Origin of the sequence: Ureibacillus chungkukjangi, assembly GCF_003217295.1 — a bacterium.
GTDB classification, from domain to species: domain Bacteria; phylum Bacillota; class Bacilli; order Bacillales_A; family Planococcaceae; genus Ureibacillus; species Ureibacillus chungkukjangi.
The window spans coordinates 1-16,600 of the sequence record NZ_QJTJ01000028.1; the positions used below are offsets into that span (position 1 = coordinate 1).

At 35.5% G+C, this 16,600-nt stretch carries 16 protein-coding genes and 1 rRNA gene; 5 read left to right on the top strand and 12 right to left on the bottom strand.

All coding sequences use genetic code 11. The annotated features are described in order from the left end of the window. A 16S ribosomal RNA gene (locus BJ095_RS15255) occupies nucleotides 1-91 on the bottom strand; the annotation flags it as partial. 321 nt (nucleotides 92-412) lie between these two features. Then, nucleotides 413-1,315, bottom strand: a complete 903-nt coding sequence (locus tag BJ095_RS15260) for a DMT family transporter (RefSeq protein WP_107936806.1) — start codon at nucleotides 1,313-1,315, stop codon at nucleotides 413-415. Nucleotides 1,316-1,413: 98 nt separating this feature from the next. Between BJ095_RS15260 and BJ095_RS15265 the strand changes: the two genes are divergently transcribed. After that, nucleotides 1,414-2,139, top strand: a complete 726-nt coding sequence (locus tag BJ095_RS15265; protein WP_107936808.1) for an MgtC/SapB family protein — start codon at nucleotides 1,414-1,416, stop codon at nucleotides 2,137-2,139. Between the two features lie 11 nt (nucleotides 2,140-2,150). Next, nucleotides 2,151-3,161 (top strand): cation diffusion facilitator family transporter, encoded by a 1,011-nt coding sequence (locus BJ095_RS15270; RefSeq protein ID WP_107936810.1) that lies wholly within the window; start codon nucleotides 2,151-2,153, stop codon nucleotides 3,159-3,161. Between the two features lie 48 nt (nucleotides 3,162-3,209). On the opposite strand, the gene BJ095_RS15275 is transcribed toward BJ095_RS15270, so the two are convergent. From BJ095_RS15275 to pruA, 3 genes are all read right to left on the bottom strand, one after another. Next, on the bottom strand, nucleotides 3,210-4,373 hold the full coding sequence (locus tag BJ095_RS15275) for an iron-containing alcohol dehydrogenase (RefSeq protein ID WP_107936812.1): 1,164 nt from the start codon (nucleotides 4,371-4,373) through the stop codon (nucleotides 3,210-3,212). 138 nt (nucleotides 4,374-4,511) lie between these two features. Continuing rightward, on the bottom strand, nucleotides 4,512-5,756 hold the full coding sequence (locus tag BJ095_RS15280) for a Glu/Leu/Phe/Val family dehydrogenase (protein ID WP_107936814.1): 1,245 nt from the start codon (nucleotides 5,754-5,756) through the stop codon (nucleotides 4,512-4,514). 241 nt (nucleotides 5,757-5,997) lie between these two features. Continuing rightward, nucleotides 5,998-7,545 (bottom strand): L-glutamate gamma-semialdehyde dehydrogenase, encoded by a 1,548-nt coding sequence (gene pruA / locus BJ095_RS15285; protein WP_107936816.1) that lies wholly within the window; start codon nucleotides 7,543-7,545, stop codon nucleotides 5,998-6,000. A gap of 172 nt (nucleotides 7,546-7,717) precedes the next feature. Here pruA and BJ095_RS15290 point away from each other — a divergent pair, with 172 nt between their 5' ends. After that, nucleotides 7,718-9,049 carry an AAA-type ATPase lid domain-containing protein gene (locus BJ095_RS15290; protein ID WP_404427078.1) on the top strand — a complete coding sequence of 444 codons (1,332 nt, stop codon included), beginning with the start codon at nucleotides 7,718-7,720 and terminating at the stop codon, nucleotides 9,047-9,049. A gap of 71 nt (nucleotides 9,050-9,120) precedes the next feature. Here the strand turns inward: BJ095_RS15290 and yugI are convergent, their stop codons facing one another. Continuing rightward, nucleotides 9,121-9,492, bottom strand: a complete 372-nt coding sequence (gene yugI / locus BJ095_RS15295) for a S1 domain-containing post-transcriptional regulator GSP13 (RefSeq protein ID WP_107936818.1) — start codon at nucleotides 9,490-9,492, stop codon at nucleotides 9,121-9,123. Between the two features lie 247 nt (nucleotides 9,493-9,739). Here yugI and BJ095_RS15300 point away from each other — a divergent pair, with 247 nt between their 5' ends. Beyond that, nucleotides 9,740-9,949 carry a helix-turn-helix domain-containing protein gene (locus BJ095_RS15300; protein WP_107936820.1) on the top strand — a complete coding sequence of 70 codons (210 nt, stop codon included), beginning with the start codon at nucleotides 9,740-9,742 and terminating at the stop codon, nucleotides 9,947-9,949. Nucleotides 9,950-10,119: 170 nt separating this feature from the next. Here the strand turns inward: BJ095_RS15300 and BJ095_RS15305 are convergent, their stop codons facing one another. Beyond that, nucleotides 10,120-10,380 (bottom strand): DUF1871 family protein, encoded by a 261-nt coding sequence (locus tag BJ095_RS15305; RefSeq protein WP_181418095.1) that lies wholly within the window; start codon nucleotides 10,378-10,380, stop codon nucleotides 10,120-10,122. A gap of 74 nt (nucleotides 10,381-10,454) precedes the next feature. Here BJ095_RS15305 and BJ095_RS15310 point away from each other — a divergent pair, with 74 nt between their 5' ends. Continuing rightward, a complete protein-coding gene (locus BJ095_RS15310) occupies nucleotides 10,455-11,636 on the top strand; it encodes a MalY/PatB family protein (RefSeq protein ID WP_107936824.1) in 1,182 nt (393 codons plus the stop codon). 87 nt (nucleotides 11,637-11,723) lie between these two features. Here BJ095_RS15310 and BJ095_RS15315 read toward each other — a convergent pair whose 3' ends face one another. Genes BJ095_RS15315 through BJ095_RS15335 form a run of 5 tightly spaced genes read right to left on the bottom strand, consistent with a single transcriptional unit; the run spans nucleotide 11,724 to nucleotide 16,600 of the window. Further along, nucleotides 11,724-12,653, bottom strand: a complete 930-nt coding sequence (locus BJ095_RS15315) for an AEC family transporter (RefSeq protein WP_107936826.1) — start codon at nucleotides 12,651-12,653, stop codon at nucleotides 11,724-11,726. 12 nt (nucleotides 12,654-12,665) lie between these two features. Then, on the bottom strand, nucleotides 12,666-13,988 hold the full coding sequence (locus BJ095_RS15320) for an MmgE/PrpD family protein (RefSeq protein ID WP_107936828.1): 1,323 nt from the start codon (nucleotides 13,986-13,988) through the stop codon (nucleotides 12,666-12,668). A 4-nt stretch (nucleotides 13,989-13,992) separates the two neighbouring features. Then, entirely contained in the window at nucleotides 13,993-14,631 is a 639-nt protein-coding gene (locus BJ095_RS15325) for a GntR family transcriptional regulator (RefSeq protein WP_107936830.1), read from the bottom strand. A gap of 13 nt (nucleotides 14,632-14,644) precedes the next feature. Continuing rightward, nucleotides 14,645-16,153, bottom strand: coding sequence for a tripartite tricarboxylate transporter permease (locus BJ095_RS15330; RefSeq protein ID WP_107936832.1), 1,509 nt, complete (start codon nucleotides 16,151-16,153; stop codon nucleotides 14,645-14,647). A gap of 12 nt (nucleotides 16,154-16,165) precedes the next feature. Further along, nucleotides 16,166-16,600 carry a tripartite tricarboxylate transporter TctB family protein gene (locus BJ095_RS15335; RefSeq protein WP_107936834.1) on the bottom strand — a complete coding sequence of 145 codons (435 nt, stop codon included), beginning with the start codon at nucleotides 16,598-16,600 and terminating at the stop codon, nucleotides 16,166-16,168.

Below are 16,600 nucleotides of genomic sequence, written 5' to 3' on the forward strand. Positions count from 1 at the left end.
GAAAAGCAAGCTTTTCTAAAGTCCGCTCGACTTGCATGTATTAGGCACGCCGCCAGCGTTCGTCCTGAGCCAGGATCAAACTCTCCATAAAAGAGAAAATTTGATAAAGCTCAAATTTTGTGCTGGCATCAATTTTGATGTCCAAAATTTTTGTTTCTCTAAATTAATAGAAGAAACTATGTTCATTAACGTTTTGTTGTTCAGTTTTCAAGGTTCATAATCACAGTTGTTTTACAGCGACCTTTATATCCTAACACCACAACTAAGTTGCGTCAAGTATTAATCATCATGTTTTAACAGCGACTTTAATATCATAACTCATCCTCAACTTGAAGTCAAACACTATTTTAAAATACTATTTAAAAAGTATCTGTCGTTAAGGACAAGTAATAATATACTACATCTATTTTTACTAATCAAGTATTTTTCTAAAAAACTTTTTAATAACTCTAATATCAACTACAAAGAGTAAAATACCAACTATAACAATAATACCTCCAATAATCTGAGTAGCAACTAATTTCTCTGCAAAAACAAAATAAGCTAGAATCGCTGCTCCTATTGGTTCAAATAAAACTGCTATTGAAATAACATTAGTACTTACCCATTTCACAGCCCAATTAAATAAGGTATGTCCTAATAGATTAGGAATTATCGCTAGCAATAAAAACCATAACCACGTCATTGATGAGTATGGCCCAAATGATTCCCCTTTAATAAGCACATAAAAGAATAAACAAATCGTACTGCTCGAATAAACAACCATAGTATAGGTAATTAAGGATACACGTTTTCGAACATCTTGCCCAAATAATAAATATGCTGTAATTAAAGCACAGGCAATTAATGCGAGTAAATCACCATATAACGCACTTCCGCTCACTTTGAAGTCTCCCCAGCTTATTAAAACACTCCCCATTATCGCAATGACTCCAGAAAGAATAGTCTTCACCGAGAATTTTTCTTTAAAGAAAAAGTAGGTTCCGATGAATGCAAAGAGCGGTTGTAGGGTAACTAGTACTGTAGAGCTAGCCACCGAAGTGTATCTTAAAGATTCGAACCATAGTATAAAGTGAAATGCTAGGAAAATTCCTGCTATAGATGAAAAAATCCAATCCCTCTTTGTTAAATCTTTTAATTCTTGAGTGTGCTTATAAAAGAATAAAGGACTCATGATTAATACCGAGAATAATAATCGATAGAATGCAATAACACCTGAATCTGCCTGTGCTAGCTTAACAAAAATAGCTGATAACGAAATAGAAATAACACCAATAATAATAGGTATGAATGGATGTATTTTTGGCTTCAACATATTTTAAACCTCAAATCTTATATTAATAAAATAGGAATCCACTTCATATTCTTTCATTTATAACCATTTTAATCAACAAGAAAAAAGGGGGAGAAAAAATGGACATCACAATATTAAACGAAACTCTTTCGTATGAAATTATAGTTAAACTAGTGATTGCAGCCACTTTAAGTTTAATAATCGGTATTGAAAGGGAATTAAAAAAGAAACCAGTTGGGTTAAAGACAAGTTTAGTTATCGCAACCTTTAGCTGTTTGTTAACAATTATTTCAATTGAAGCTGCGTATACTACACCTTCAAGGGATGATATTAATATTACAATGGATCCCCTTCGTCTAGCTGCTCAAATTGTCAGTGGGATCGGTTTTTTAGGTGCTGGTGTCATTTTAAGAAAAGGTAATGATAGTATAACGGGTTTAACCACTGCAGCCATGATTTGGGGTGCTGCTGGAATAGGGATAGCTGTTGGTGCAGGTTTTTATATTGAAGCTTTTATCACTGTTGTTATTGTTGTAGTGGGGATTGAATTAATTGCTCCTTTCTTATTGAAAATCGGTCCAAAAAGAATTCGCATGAAGGAGCTTGTCCTAAAAGCACTTTTAAAGGATGAAGAAAACATTCAAAATCTGCTTACATTTATGCGAGAAAATGAAATGCATATTGATAATATTCGCATAAGAGACGTTCACGTTACAGCTGACAATGCATTATTTGAAGTTGATATAAGGTTTTCTGCATTATTTAAGAAAGATACTATATCAATTTACCGTACATTGCACACACTACCGTATGTACAAAAAATCGAGCTCGAAAGCTTAGGTTAATGGAGGTAATTATGGGAGGACTATTCAAATTATTAAAAGAAGGAAATAAACCATCACTAATTGCTGCATGTGTAAACTTATTTTTGGGTCTCCTCAAAGGGGCAGCCTTTTTCTTTACTGGAAATGTAGCCATGTTTGCTGAAATGATGCACTCACTCGGAGATTCTGCTAACCAATTCTTTGTATTTATAGGTTCAGCTCTATCAAAAAAAACACCGACTAAACGATTTCCAAACGGTTTTGGTCGAGTAGTCAACCTAGTTTGCTTAGGTGCAGTATTAATAGTAGGGATTCTATCTTATGAAACAGTAAAAGAAGGCTGGCACCATTTTCGTCATCCAGTTGAACATTCTGAAGGTATTTTAATTGCAATAGGTGTTTTACTTATCGGCTTTCTTCTAGAATCCTTTGTGCTCCATAAAGCAGCAAAAGAAGTTCTACATGAGGCAGGTAAAGAAAAAGCAGGTATTATGTCAATCCCAAAATCAGTTGCCTATTTAAAACGTGCTAAACCCGCAACAAAATTAGTTTGGATGGAGGATTTAGTTGCAACAAGCGGTAATATTCTTGCATTATTAGCTATTGTTGTAGCATACTTTACAGGTTTCTATGCTCTTGAAGGCTTAGTATCAATGATTATCGGGTTTATGATGTTCTATGTAGTTGGTCGAGTATTCCTTGATAACGCTCGAGGGGCAATCGGTGAGACAGATGAAGAAATGCATGTTCATATCGGAAATTTAGTTATGGAGGATCCACATGTAACAGATATCAGAAGATTAGAGGTAGTTAAAGAAGGCGAGTTTTTACACGTTGAGCTTGTTGCTGAAACAGACCCTAATCAATCCCTTGCCTATTTAGATGATGTGCGCGATCACTTAATAGAACTAATTATGAGTCAAAAGAATGTAACAAAGGTTACGCTTTCCTTCGATGAAGAAGACGGAAAGACTGAGTGGAAGCATTCTACAAAAGATAAAAAAATACTTAATGATGAAGTAAACAAACCAAATAATTCATAAACGCTACAAACCCTTGTGAAATTATATCACAAGGGTTTGTTTCTTATTTTATAGGGACATCTCTAAGATAGTTCTTACATCCTCAGCCTGTAATTTTTTAAATCTTCCAAACGGACCATTTACCATTGATTTTTCAACAAGGACGTCTAATTTTGAATTATCGATATCATAGTCAGCTAAGCGACTAGGTGCTCCAATGGAAGTCCAAAACTTGCTTAATCGATCAATTCCTTCTATAGCGACCTCTTCTGTTGTTTTCCCTTCTGGATTTACATTGAACACTCGCGTAGCAAGTCCTGCAAATCGCTCAGGGTTCACTGATAAGTTATGCTTCATCCAGTGCGGGAAGATAATAGCTAACCCACCACCATGCGGGATATCATAGACTGCTGAAACCGAGTGCTCGATGTTATGAGTAGCCCAATCTCCACGTGACCCTATAGAAAGGAACCCATTCAAACCAACTGTCCCTGCAAGTAAAATCGTTTCACGTAGCTCATAATTTTCTAAATCATTTATTAACTTAGGAGCTGTATCAATCACTGTACGTAATACACCCTCACACATCTCATCTGTGATAGGTGTGTTCGTAGCATCATGGAAATATTGTTCAAATACGTGTGACATGATATCCACCATTCCATAAACAGTATGGTTTTTTGGAACAGTAAATGTGTAAGTTGGATCCAATATAGAAAATTTAGGGAATACTAATGGGTGTCCCCAACCATACTTTTCTTGAGTTTCTTCATTTGAGATTACAGAGCCTGAGTTCATTTCAGAGCCTGTTGCTGCAAGTGTTAGGATCGTTCCTAATGGTAGTGCATCAACAACATTCGTCTTTTTAATAACAATATTCCAAGCATCCTCATCGACTTTCGCACCAGCTGCTATAAGCTTAGAGCAGTCAATTACAGAACCTCCACCAATTGCTAATACAAAATCAATCGATTCTTTTTTACAAATTTCAATTCCCTTACGAGCAGTCTCTACTCGTGGATTAGGTTCTACACCACCAATTTCAAATACATTCATATTTAACTCTTTTAAAAGCGACATAGCCTCATCATAAAGGCCACTTTTTTTAATACTTCCTCCACCATAAACGATTAAAATATTACGTCCATATTGAGGCAACTCTTGCTTTAACTGTTCAATTTGACCTTTTCCAAAGTGCAAACGAACCGGATTGTGAAACGTAAAATTATTCAAAAAGATGACTCCCCTTTATTAGAAAGAAATAAAAAAGCTATGCAAAGAATTGATCTTTACATAGCTCATTTTAGCAGAATGGAAAACAGAATTCCCGCAATCTGCCCGGCCAGTGATTAAGCCATTTTTATAAACAAATTATACCCACCCGCGGAAGCGTGATGCTTCAGCAGTACGTCGAACACCGACCATATATGCAGCTAAACGCATATTAATGTTACGAGTTGTGGCAGTAGTATATACATTTTCGAATGCATCTACCATTTTTCTATATAATTTTTCACGTACTTCTTCGGCAGTCCAATAATAGCCTTGGTTGTTTTGTACCCATTCGAAGTAAGAAACTGTTACCCCACCAGCAGAAGCTAATACGTCAGGAACAAGTAGAATACCACGATCAGTTAATATTTTAGTCGCTTCAGAAGTTGTAGGACCGTTTGCTGCTTCCACTACAATACTTGCTTTAATATCATAAGCATTTTCTGCAGTAATTTGGTTTTCAATTGCTGCTGGAACTAAAATATCACAATCAAGCTCAAGTAATTCTTGGTTTGTAATTGTATTTTCAAAAAGAGTTGTTACTGTTCCAAAGCTGTCACGACGATCAAGTAGATAGTCAATATCTAAACCGTTTGGATCTGTTAAAGCCCCATAAGCATCAGAAATACCAATAACCTTGGCACCTAAATCACTCATGAATTTAGCTAAGAAGCTACCCGCATTCCCAAAGCCTTGAATAACAACACGTGCGTCTTTAATATCGATGTTGCGTTTTTTTGCTGCCTCTTGGATAACAATTGTAACACCCTCTGCCGTAGCACGGTCTCGACCTTGAGAACCACCAAGCACAATTGGTTTACCTGTAATGAAGCCAGGTGAATTAAATTCATCCATACGACTATATTCATCCATCATCCATGCCATGATTTGAGCATTCGTGAAAACATCTGGTGCTGGAATATCTTTTGTAGGTCCAACGATTTGTGAAATAGCACGAACATAGCCACGGCTTAAACGTTCAAGCTCACCCATCGACATTTGACGAGGGTCACAAATAATACCGCCTTTACCACCACCATAAGGTAGATCCACAATTCCACATTTTAATGTCATCCACATTGAAAGCGCTTTAACTTCATCTTCACTTACCATCGGATGGAAACGTACTCCACCTTTTGTTGGACCAACCGCATCATTATGCTGAGCACGGTAAGCAGTGAATACTTTTGTTGTACCATCATCCATTTTTACTGGAATTCGTACATGTAACATACGAAGTGGTTCCTTTAATAATTCATACATCGCTTCATCATAACCAAGTTTATTTAACGCGTCTTTAATTACATCTTGGGTTGACGTAAAAAGATTTAAATTTTCAGCCATTATTTTCGCCTCTTTAGAAATAGTAATAATTAGTTATATCGCAAACATTGTAACATACTTTAAATCTTATTTGGTTAATAATATTGCCACAATTTAGAATGATTACATTTAATTAGATAAATGGAAAATATTATTAAAAAAATATCATTTATTATAAAAATATGTGCCAAAAAGCTCGAATTATAGACTTTGTAAAAAAAGCAGACGCATACGAACGCCTGCTTCTAGTTAATAACACAAATTATAGAGCTTCAGAAACTGATTTCGCTTGCATATGAAGCACTAAATAATCTGGACCACCGGCTTTTGAATCTGTACCTGACATATTGAATCCACCAAATGGTTGGTAACCAACTGTTGCTGCTGTACATCCTCGGTTAAAGTATAAGTTACCTACATGGAAGTCTTCACGAGCTTTTTCTAAGTGGAAACGATTATTCGATAATACTGCTCCTGTTAATCCATAAACAGTATTATTTGCAATGTCGATTGCTTCATCAAAATCTTTTGCTTTAGCAAATGCAAGAACTGGTCCGAAGATTTCTTCTTGCATTACGCGAGCTTGTGGATCAACATCAGCAAAGATTGTTGGGTTAATGAAGTAACCTTTAGAATCGTCGGCATTACCACCAGCGACTAGGCGACCTTCACCTTTACCAATTTCAATGTACTCAGTAATTTTCTTAAATGCACCGGCATCATTAACTGGACCTACGAATGTATCTTCGTTTGTTGGATCCCCAATTATTAATTCATTAGTTAACTCAACTACACGGTTTAATACAGTTTGGTAAGCTTCTTCTCCAACAATTACTGCACGAGAACACGCAGAACATTTTTGACCACTGAATCCAAATGCACTTGTTACGATTGATTGAGCAGCTAATTCAAGATCAGCATTGTCATCAACTACGATAGTATCTTTACCGCCCATTTCAGCAATTACACGTTTAATCCAAATTTGTCCATCATTTAATACTGAAGCGCGTTGGTTAATGCGTAAGCCTACATCACGAGAACCTGTGAAGCTGATGAAGCGAGTACGCGGATGATCAACTAAGTAATCTCCAACTTCAGCACCAGAACCAGGAATATAGTTAACAACACCAGCTGGTAGACCTGCTTCTTCCATGATTTCCATAAATTTATATGCGATAACTGGAGTTGTTGAAGCTGGTTTTAATAATACTGTGTTACCAGTAACAACAGCAGCTACAGTAGTTCCAAGCATAATCGCAAATGGGAAATTCCATGGAGAGATCACTACGCCTACACCTAGTGATACGTAAGAATATTTATTAATTTGATTTTGATTTTGAGCTAAAGGTTTACCCTTTGCAAGCTCTAACATTTGACGACCATAGTACTCTAAGAAGTCAATTCCTTCAGCTATATCACCATCTGCTTGAGCCCATGGTTTACCAGCTTCTTTTGTTAACCATGCACAAAGCTCAAATTTACGACGACGAGAAATTGCAGCAGCTTTAAATAGAACTTCAGCACGTACAACAGGGTCAACTTTTTTCCATGTATTAAATGTTGAATCCGCAATTTGCATTGCCTTTTCAGCTAATTCTTGATTTGCTTTTGAAACCGTACCAACTACTTCTGCTGTATTAGACGGGTTATAAGAAACGATCTTTTCTTCAGTTGTAACTCGTTCTCCACCGATAATTAATGGATACTCTTTACCAAGCTCACCTTCAACTTTTTTTAAGGCTTCTAAATATGCTTGGCGATTTTCTTCAACTGTAAAATCAGTTAGTGGCTCACTTTTGTACGGAATCATAAATAATCCTCCTTAAAATAATTACGCTTATAGTGCGTGATTAGCTAGAAATTCATAAGTGCAAAAAATATTTGCACTTATTTCACATTTCTATATATAATAATGCAAAAGATTATTGCGTTTTTCAAGCGATAATTGTTATAAAAGTCAAAATTTTTCGAGGTGAATCACTTTGGATGTGAAACTAAACCAAATTATAAAATTTCTTGAATTCGCTATAGAACACGTATCAGTTGGTATACACGCTATAGACCATAAAGGGCATACAATCCTCTACAATAATAAAATGAAAGAAATTGAAGGATTTAATATTGAAGATGTATCAGATCGTTCAATTTTAGAATTATTTGCCTTTAGACAAAACGACAGTACATTATTACGTGTACTTCAAACAGGTTTAAAAGAAATGAATGTAAAGCAAACTTATTGGAATAAGGATGGTCATGAAATTACAACTATTAATGATACCTACCCTATTTTTGATAATGAAACCATTATTGGTGCCATAGAGTTTGCTCGAGATATTACCTCATTAGAAAAGCTCGTTTACCAGCCTCTACGTCGCTACGGTGAACCCTTGACTTTTGACATAATCACCGCAGTTTCAGAACAAATGCAATCTGTCATAGACAACTCAAAAAAAGCTGCTCATGCTAGAGTACCCGTATTACTAGTTGGTGAATCAGGAACAGGGAAAGATTTAATTGCCGAAAGCATCCATCATGAGCTACTACCTGCAAATGATAAATTTGTAACCTTATTTAGTAGAAGAACAAAGCAATCCATACTCGAAAAACTTAATAATTTTTTAAAAACGAATAAAAATTACACCTTCTTTTTTGAGCGAATAGAATTCTTATCCATTCCTATGCAACAGCAATTGCTTGAGATATTTAATGAGCTATCTCTAGAAAGGCATATGTTTATCGGAAGCATTGGAGATGACCCGATTGATTTAATAAGTAATGGACAGCTACTTAAGGATTTATATTATTATTTTGCATCAATGACCATTAATATACCCCCGCTAAAGGCTCGCAAAGAGGATATAATGCCCTTTGTGCATGATTATTTTAGTCGGCATCGAGAACGGTTTGCATCAGATATAAAAGGATTAGCAGAAGATGTAATACAAATCTTCCTACAATATGATTGGCCGGGGAATTTAAAGGAACTCGAAATATTATTAGATGAAATCGCATCAATGATTACAAACGAAAAGCTTGTAACCTACGAAATGCTCCCGCTACACTTCCGTTTTAAAGTGCAGCAGTTGGATGATATAACACATAAACCTGATTTTTTCATCGTTCAATCAAGTAAGGAATTGTTACCATTAGATGATTACCTGCGAGAGGCTGAGAAGTATTATGTACATAATGTACTTAACATGTACGAGGGGAATATTACTAAGACAGCAAATGCCCTTGGAATGAGTAGACAAAATCTGCAGTATCGCCTGAGGAAATTTAAGAAAATAGATGACCCTAAGGATTTGAGTTAAGATTTTTTTTAACAGAGAATTCTCTATCTATAGGGGAAAAAACAGAGAGCAGCTCTCCTGCCCTCTGTTTTTTAATGCCCAGATTGTTCAATCCAATGCTGTAGTTTGTCTTTTAAAGATTTAAAACCATCTGCATCACTTTCATCAACCCGATCTTGTAAGGTTTTTCTTGGCTGATCTTTTTTCTTAAGTGGCGGGGCTTCCTGCAATGCACGAGTAGATAAGCTAATTTTGTCTGATTTCTCATCGATATCTAAAATTTTAACTTGAATCTCTTCGCCCACTTTTAAAAAATCAGCAACATCCTTCACATATCCATACGTAATTTCTGAAATATGAACTAGACCCTGCGATTCGTCATCTAAAGCAACGAATGCCCCATAAGGCTGTATGCCAGTTACCTTACCGGTTACAACTTCACCTACTTCGTATTTTTTTGTCATAAAACGGTTCCTACTTTCTGTATCTACGTAAATGTCATGTTAAATTATAACATATGTGTACTAGACGAACAAAGATTCACCTTAACGATTCAGAAAATAATTTCAAAACTATCCGAAAAATCCACTTTCACAAAATATTTGACTTTCCGACTAAAAAATTCATATTTCAGACAAATTATTAGCATAAGTTATATATTAAAATATAATGTATAAGAGTAAGGTATAAGAAAGAAAGGGCGTGTTTAGGTTGAAACAGAAATTCAATGAGCAACTTAGATTTTTAAGAGAAGAAAAAAATTGGTCCCTTGAGGAGTTATCGAAAAAGGTACAAGTTGGTGTAGAAAAGTTAGCTCAGTATGAAAATGGCGATCTAACTCCTTCTGTACAAACAGTTTTGAAGCTATCAACAGTTTTAGAGGTACCTGCTTCTAATTTAATGGATGGTATTCAAGCATAGAGTGAACTTATGATAAAAAACTCAAAACGATTTAAAACAAACAAAAAAGGACTTCCTAAAAAGTGATGTGTGGCCCAAACATTAGATTAAGTAATCTACGGTTAGGTCAGATCGTCCACAGTAGGAAATCCTTTTTTCTTATTCAGCAATAATTGAAGCTTCTGCCATCTTTATACGATACATTTTGCTTCAAATTTAATTGCAATTAATTTATATGAAATCTCAACACATTTTTCGAAAGGAATCCATTGTAAAAATGAATGCTCGTAAACTTGTTGAATTACTTTTGCAAGCTTACTAGGATCGTCTATTCCCTGGAGTGCCGCAACTACGTCAGCTGTCTCAGTATCGTAGCCATCTTCCCCAATATTAAAAGGATCCCATTCTTCTAAAATCTTTATTGCGGCTTTGTTCATTAGTATATTGTCCAAAGTTTTCACCCTATTTTTACTATTATGTATGCTATTATATAATACAGAATTGAAAAAAGAAATGAGGGATACGATTGTTTAATTTTGATGAGCTTTTTGATCGTAAAAATACGAGTAGTTTAAAATGGGACCAATTCAAAGAACGTCTCAAGCTGCAATATAATGTAGAGGATGCTTCTGACATTCTTCCAATGTGGGTAGCGGATATGGATTTTGCAATACCACAAGTTGTTTCAGATGCTATCAAAGAACGTCTTGATCACCCAATTTTCGGTTATTCATATGTTAGTGATGAATGTAAAAATGCAATTATTGGTTGGTTCGACCGTCGCCATAATTGGCAAATTGAACCTCATACATTAATGTTCCATCAAGGAGTCGTTCCAGCATTAGGAACTATCCTCGAAACATTTACTGAGCCTGGCGATAAAATTTGTATTTCTACACCTGTTTACCCAGCATTCTTTAGTATTCCAAATGCACAGAAACGCGAGGTTGTCGAATGTGATTTAGTACTAGCAGACGACACGATGAAATTTGACTTTACTGAGCTTGAAGAGAAATTCAAATCAGGCGTAAAGGTTTATGTTCTTTGCAGTCCACATAATCCTGGTGGTGTTGTTTGGACAAGAGAAGACCTAGAACAGCTTGTTCAACTATGTATTCAATATGATGTATTGCTAGTTTCAGATGAAATCCATGCCGATATCGTTTTTGATGGCTACAAACACATCCCTACATTAACGGTTAAGGATGCTGACAAAGCTAAAATTATCACTTGTATCGCTCCAACAAAAACGTTTAATATTGCTGGGGTTCATGCAGCTATTATGGTAGTTCCAGATAAAGAGCTTCGTGCAAAGTTAAATGCAGATAAACTAGCACATGGTCGCGACGACTTAAACGTCTTAGCCGCTGCTGGGGTTCAAGCTGCATACGAAAAAGGCGATGATTGGGTAGATTCAATGATTGCCTATGTTTCTAATAATCTAGATTATGTTGTAGAAGAATTAAACAAACTAGATGGCATCCAGGCAACCAAGCCACAGTCTACCTACTTAATTTGGATTGATTACCGTGAAACGGGACTATCTGAAAGTGATATGATGCATCGTCTCTTAGAAAAAGGGAGGCTCGCAATCGAGCCTGGTACAAAGTACAGTGAAGCCGGACGAGGCTTCTTACGCATGAATGTTGCCTGTCCTTTAGAAATTGTAAAAGACGGTGTTGAACGATTTAAGACAGCATTATTATAAATAATAGATTAATAATATCCATTACGAAAAGTCACGACCTTTACAAAGGCCGCGACTTTTTTGTTCTACACATTACAGCTAAACACTTTAAGCTCCAAATATAAGATTCCCTAAAATGATGTTAATCGCAACTGTGAAAGGACTTAAAATCGTTGTATATACAACAATAGCTGCTGCCTTATCAGGAACATTATTATACTCTAAGGCTATTAAAGCCGCACTGCGATTTGAAGGAAAAGAGCTTGATAAGAATAAGGCTTTAGCTAATAGACCAGTAATTCCTAAACTAAATAAAATCAATAAGCTAATTACCTGAGAAAACAATACTCGAATAATGATGGCATTTACAACAACCTTGTCTACCTGCTTCATTCCTTTAAAGGAAATTTGAGCCCCTAATGTCAATAAAGCAATTGCTATAAAACCATCATCAATTTGTTTTAAAGGAATCTCTAATACTGAAGGTATCGGTAAATTGAATAGCTTCATAATAACCGCTAATAACAAACCATAAATAATAGGTATTTTGAGCATCTTTTTTATCTGCTCTTTTGAAATTTTCCCATTTACGGAAGATGCATTTAAAAATCCCCATGTGTAGGTCAGGACATTTTGGATTACGGCGATAATAACCTGAACAGATGTCCCTACTGGATCTGTTTTAAACACTAAGTTACTTACTGGGATACCATAATTTGCTGAATTACTTAAAACTGCCCCGTTCTTAAAGGTTGCAGATTCTTCAAAGGTTAAGTTTAAACGTTTCCCATAGAGAATTGTTAGTACAATTAAACTGACATTATACAAAACTACGTACAGAATTATATTGATAATAATCGCTTTCTCAAAGGAAGTATTATAAATATTAAAGAAACAAACGATTGGTAAAAAGAAATAAATCAATATATTACTAAGCGTATTTAGATTCAAGTTAAACTTATAATTCAAAGCAGTCCCTGAAATTATAAGAACAAACATCGGTAAAATAATTGTTACTATAATTTCGAAGATAATCATAATCGCACTACACTATACAGTTTGATTTAATAATTGATTTAGGTTATTTTCATTTTCAATAGTTAAAATAACGGATTTAATGGTTGCAGATTTTTCAGTACCTAAAATTGGTTCTACTAATTTATTAAACTTTGCTGTTAATGCCTCTAACGTCATAGGGTTTTCAACGCTACCCGTTGCTCGTTCAATATAAATCTCTTCCGTCTCACCATTTTTTAGAGTGATTACCCCTTTAACTGATTCTTCTGGTATGTTTTCATCAATTACTGGGTTAATTTTTTCTCTAAATGCTACCACTTCTGCCGAATTTACAATTTCATCCTTATATTCACTTTCACCCGCATCCCCATACAAGAATGCAACCGAACCTGTATGGTAAATACTAAATTTCCCTTCTAAGCCTGTTTTAGGAGTAGGCTTACCTGTAAGCTCCAATACATATTGGTTAACATAGAGGTTGATTTTCTCTACCTCTTCAACCTTATACTTCTTCCCAAAATGAATACATGCATCAATAGCTGGATGTAATACAATTCCACAAGCATAAGGCTTAAAGCTATTCTTATAAATTTCCCATGTTTTCCCCCAGTTAGTATTTACTTCTTCAAGATTGCTTTCTGGGGCATATACATTTGCAAATCCTCTTTTCGCCTCAATAACCTGTTCTGAACTTGTAAAGCCTTGCTTTGCCATTAAAGCTGCTAATAGACCGTTTTGAGCAGCCTTACCTGGATGGAACGGTTTTGTCATAGTACCAAACATTTCTCTTAAACCAAAAGATTGTGTACCCGCAATTCCTAATGCATAGGTAAGCTCTGTTTCATTTAAATCTAACAGTATCCCTGCAGCAACCGCTGCTCCAAATACCCCAGTCGAACTTGTGATATGATAACCAAGTTGGTAATGACTTGGATAAACAGCATTAGCAATTCGTAATTCAACCTCACATCCCAGTGTAAAAGCATGTATGATTTGCTCGCCTGTTAAATTGTATTTCTGCCCTAATGCTAATACCACTGGTGCCACAGGACCACTTGGGTGATGGATTGTATCTAAATGTGTGTCATCGTAATCAAAGATATGGGATGACATACCATTAATAAGTGCTGCCATTAAGATATCTACCTTTTCTTCTCTACCTAAAATATTGACATCTGCTTCCTTATTAACTTCATTAGCCACAGCTAATACCATGTCTACAGATTCATGCCTAGATGCTCCGATTGCTACACCCATCCAGTTATAAAAACTCTTTTTGGCATGCTCAATTACTTCAGCCGGAATATCTTCATACTTAGTATTTAAAATATTTTTTACCAATTCTTTTGTCACCATAAAATTAATCCCCCTTAATTTTTAACAAAATATTGTCTCTTGATTTCCGCACGTGGAATTTTGCAGTTTCTTCAGCTAAACTCTTATCCCCAGTTTTAATAGCGTTAATAATCATCCTATGCTCTTGAATATTCTCATAGGGTCTTCCTTTGTTCGATAATGATTGAGACATTAACAATGAAATCTGCATTTGCAGGTCACTCATGATTTCTAACAAATAATGATTCCCGGACAATCTGGCGAGAGTGTTATGAAACTCAGAATTTATTTCTGACAGACGTATAAGACTCCCCTGCTCTGCTTCTTTTTCAGCTAGCTCAATATAATTCTCAAGAAGCTTAATATCTTCAGCACTGTGTGATTCAGCAATCCTTCCAACTGAAAGCCCCTCTAATAGTTCTCTTATTTCATATAAATCTTCAATTTTTTCTTTAGAATATAGAGTTACCTTCACACCCTTGTGCGGCTCGTATTCCATTAACCCCTGCTCTATTAGCTTTTTAAACGCCTCTCGAATCGGCGTTCTACTTACACCAATTTCATTTGCAATCGCACGTTCTGTTAACGTTTGACCTGGGACAATATCCCCCATTTTAATTTGTTGAATGATAAAATCATAAACCGAGTTACCTTTGACTGACATTTCATTACCTCATTTATACTTGAATTTCTTTCGAATCTTTTTGCTCCTTATGCTTTTGACGGATTTTCTTCACTAATGGAAGGAAAAACATTAAAATAGCCAAGATTATCAAAACTAACGCTATTGGACGTGTGAAGAAGAACGAAACTCCCTCTGTCGATACAATCATGGCTCTTCTAAAGTTTGTTTCAATCATAAATCCTAAAACCATAGCAAGAACAATTGGTGTGGTAGGAACATGTAATTTTCTAATGAAGTAACCTAATATACCGAAAATAAGCATAATCCAAACCGGATACATTGAATTGTTATATGCATAGGCGCCTACAATACAAATGGTAGATACAATTATTGCTAATATATTCTTCGGAATCTTAATAACTTTTACCCATAAGTTAACACCTAATAGGCCTATTAAAGTCATGATTGGTACAGAAATTAACAAAGATGCAAACAATGTATACGGAATCTCTGGAGTTTCATGAAATAATTTGGGACCAGCTTGTAATCCTTGAATGGTTAAAGCACCTATTAAAATTGCTGCACTTGCAGATCCCGGGATTCCTAAGGCTAACATCGGTGCTAATGCTCCTGGAACCGCTGAGTTATTAGCCCCTTCAGCCGCAGCCACTCCTTGAATATTTCCTTTACCAAAGCTTTCTTTTTCTTTTGATGAATTTTTAGCCTCACTATAAGCAACTAAAGAAGCAACCGTTGCACCAGCACCTGGTATCACGCCAATTACATAACCAATAATTGGTGCCTTAATGATCATGGTCTTCCAAATTTTTTTAAAATCTTCCTTTGTAAAACCCAGTCCCTTTACTTTCTCCACTACTGCCTTCTCGTTTTTAGTATTTTCTAGCATATAAAACACTTCTGATAAGGCGAATAATCCAATTAGGGCCGGTAGAAAAGGAATGCCTCCTAACAAGCTCCCACTTTCAGCAAAACGAGTAACCCCTACAATTGGGTCAATGCCGATACAAATAATGACAAGACCAAAAAACATACCTATTAAACTCTTAACCAATGATCCTTCGCTTAGAACACTAATTAAACTAAGTCCAAAGATAGCTAGAGCAAAATATTCCAACGGGCCAAAATTTAATGCGAACTTTGCCATTGGTACTGCTGTTAAAATTAATAAGATAGCACTGACAAATGCTCCTATACCTGACGATAAGATTGAAACTGTTAACGCTTTATTGGCTAATCCTTTTTGCGCTAGTGGGTACCCATCCCAAGCTGTTGCAGCAGCCGCTGCAGTACCTGGTGCATTTAAAAGTATCGCAGTAATTCCTCCACCATATTCGGCTGCACCGTATAAAGAAACAAGTAACACAAGAGCTGCAATCGGATCCATTCCAAAAGTTATGGGTACTAATATTGCAATACCAATACTAGGAGTTAGACCAGGAAGAGCACCAACAAAATATCCAATTAACGAACCTGCTAATATCATTAGCAAAATTTCAAATGTAAATATATTAGAAAATCCTTCTATTAAGTTAGCTAACATCCTTTTCCCCCCTTACGGTATAGGTATTCCTAACAAAAAATCAAACACTACAAAAATAAAAGCTATTGTAATAACGGTAGAGAATCCTAATCTAGTAACTTTTCGAACGTCATTAATCCATAGCAAAATAGGAATCATTATAATAGAAGCTATATAAAAATTAAAAGCACTTATTAAAATCAAGAAAATCACTAGACCTACCATGGTTAAAACTACTTTTGTAAAGTTTTGGAACTTTAATTTTTCAATGTTTTTTTCAAAAATGCTTGTCATTAAGTTGATTCCAGAAAAAATTATAAGTCCTATGGCAACCAAGAGAGGAAATGCTCTTGGTCCCACATCATTACCTGAAACTAAATTTTGAATTTGGAATGTGTCGATAAGAAAATAGAATCCAATTGATAAGAAAGCAACACTAAATATAATATTTCCTAATTTAAAGGTCAT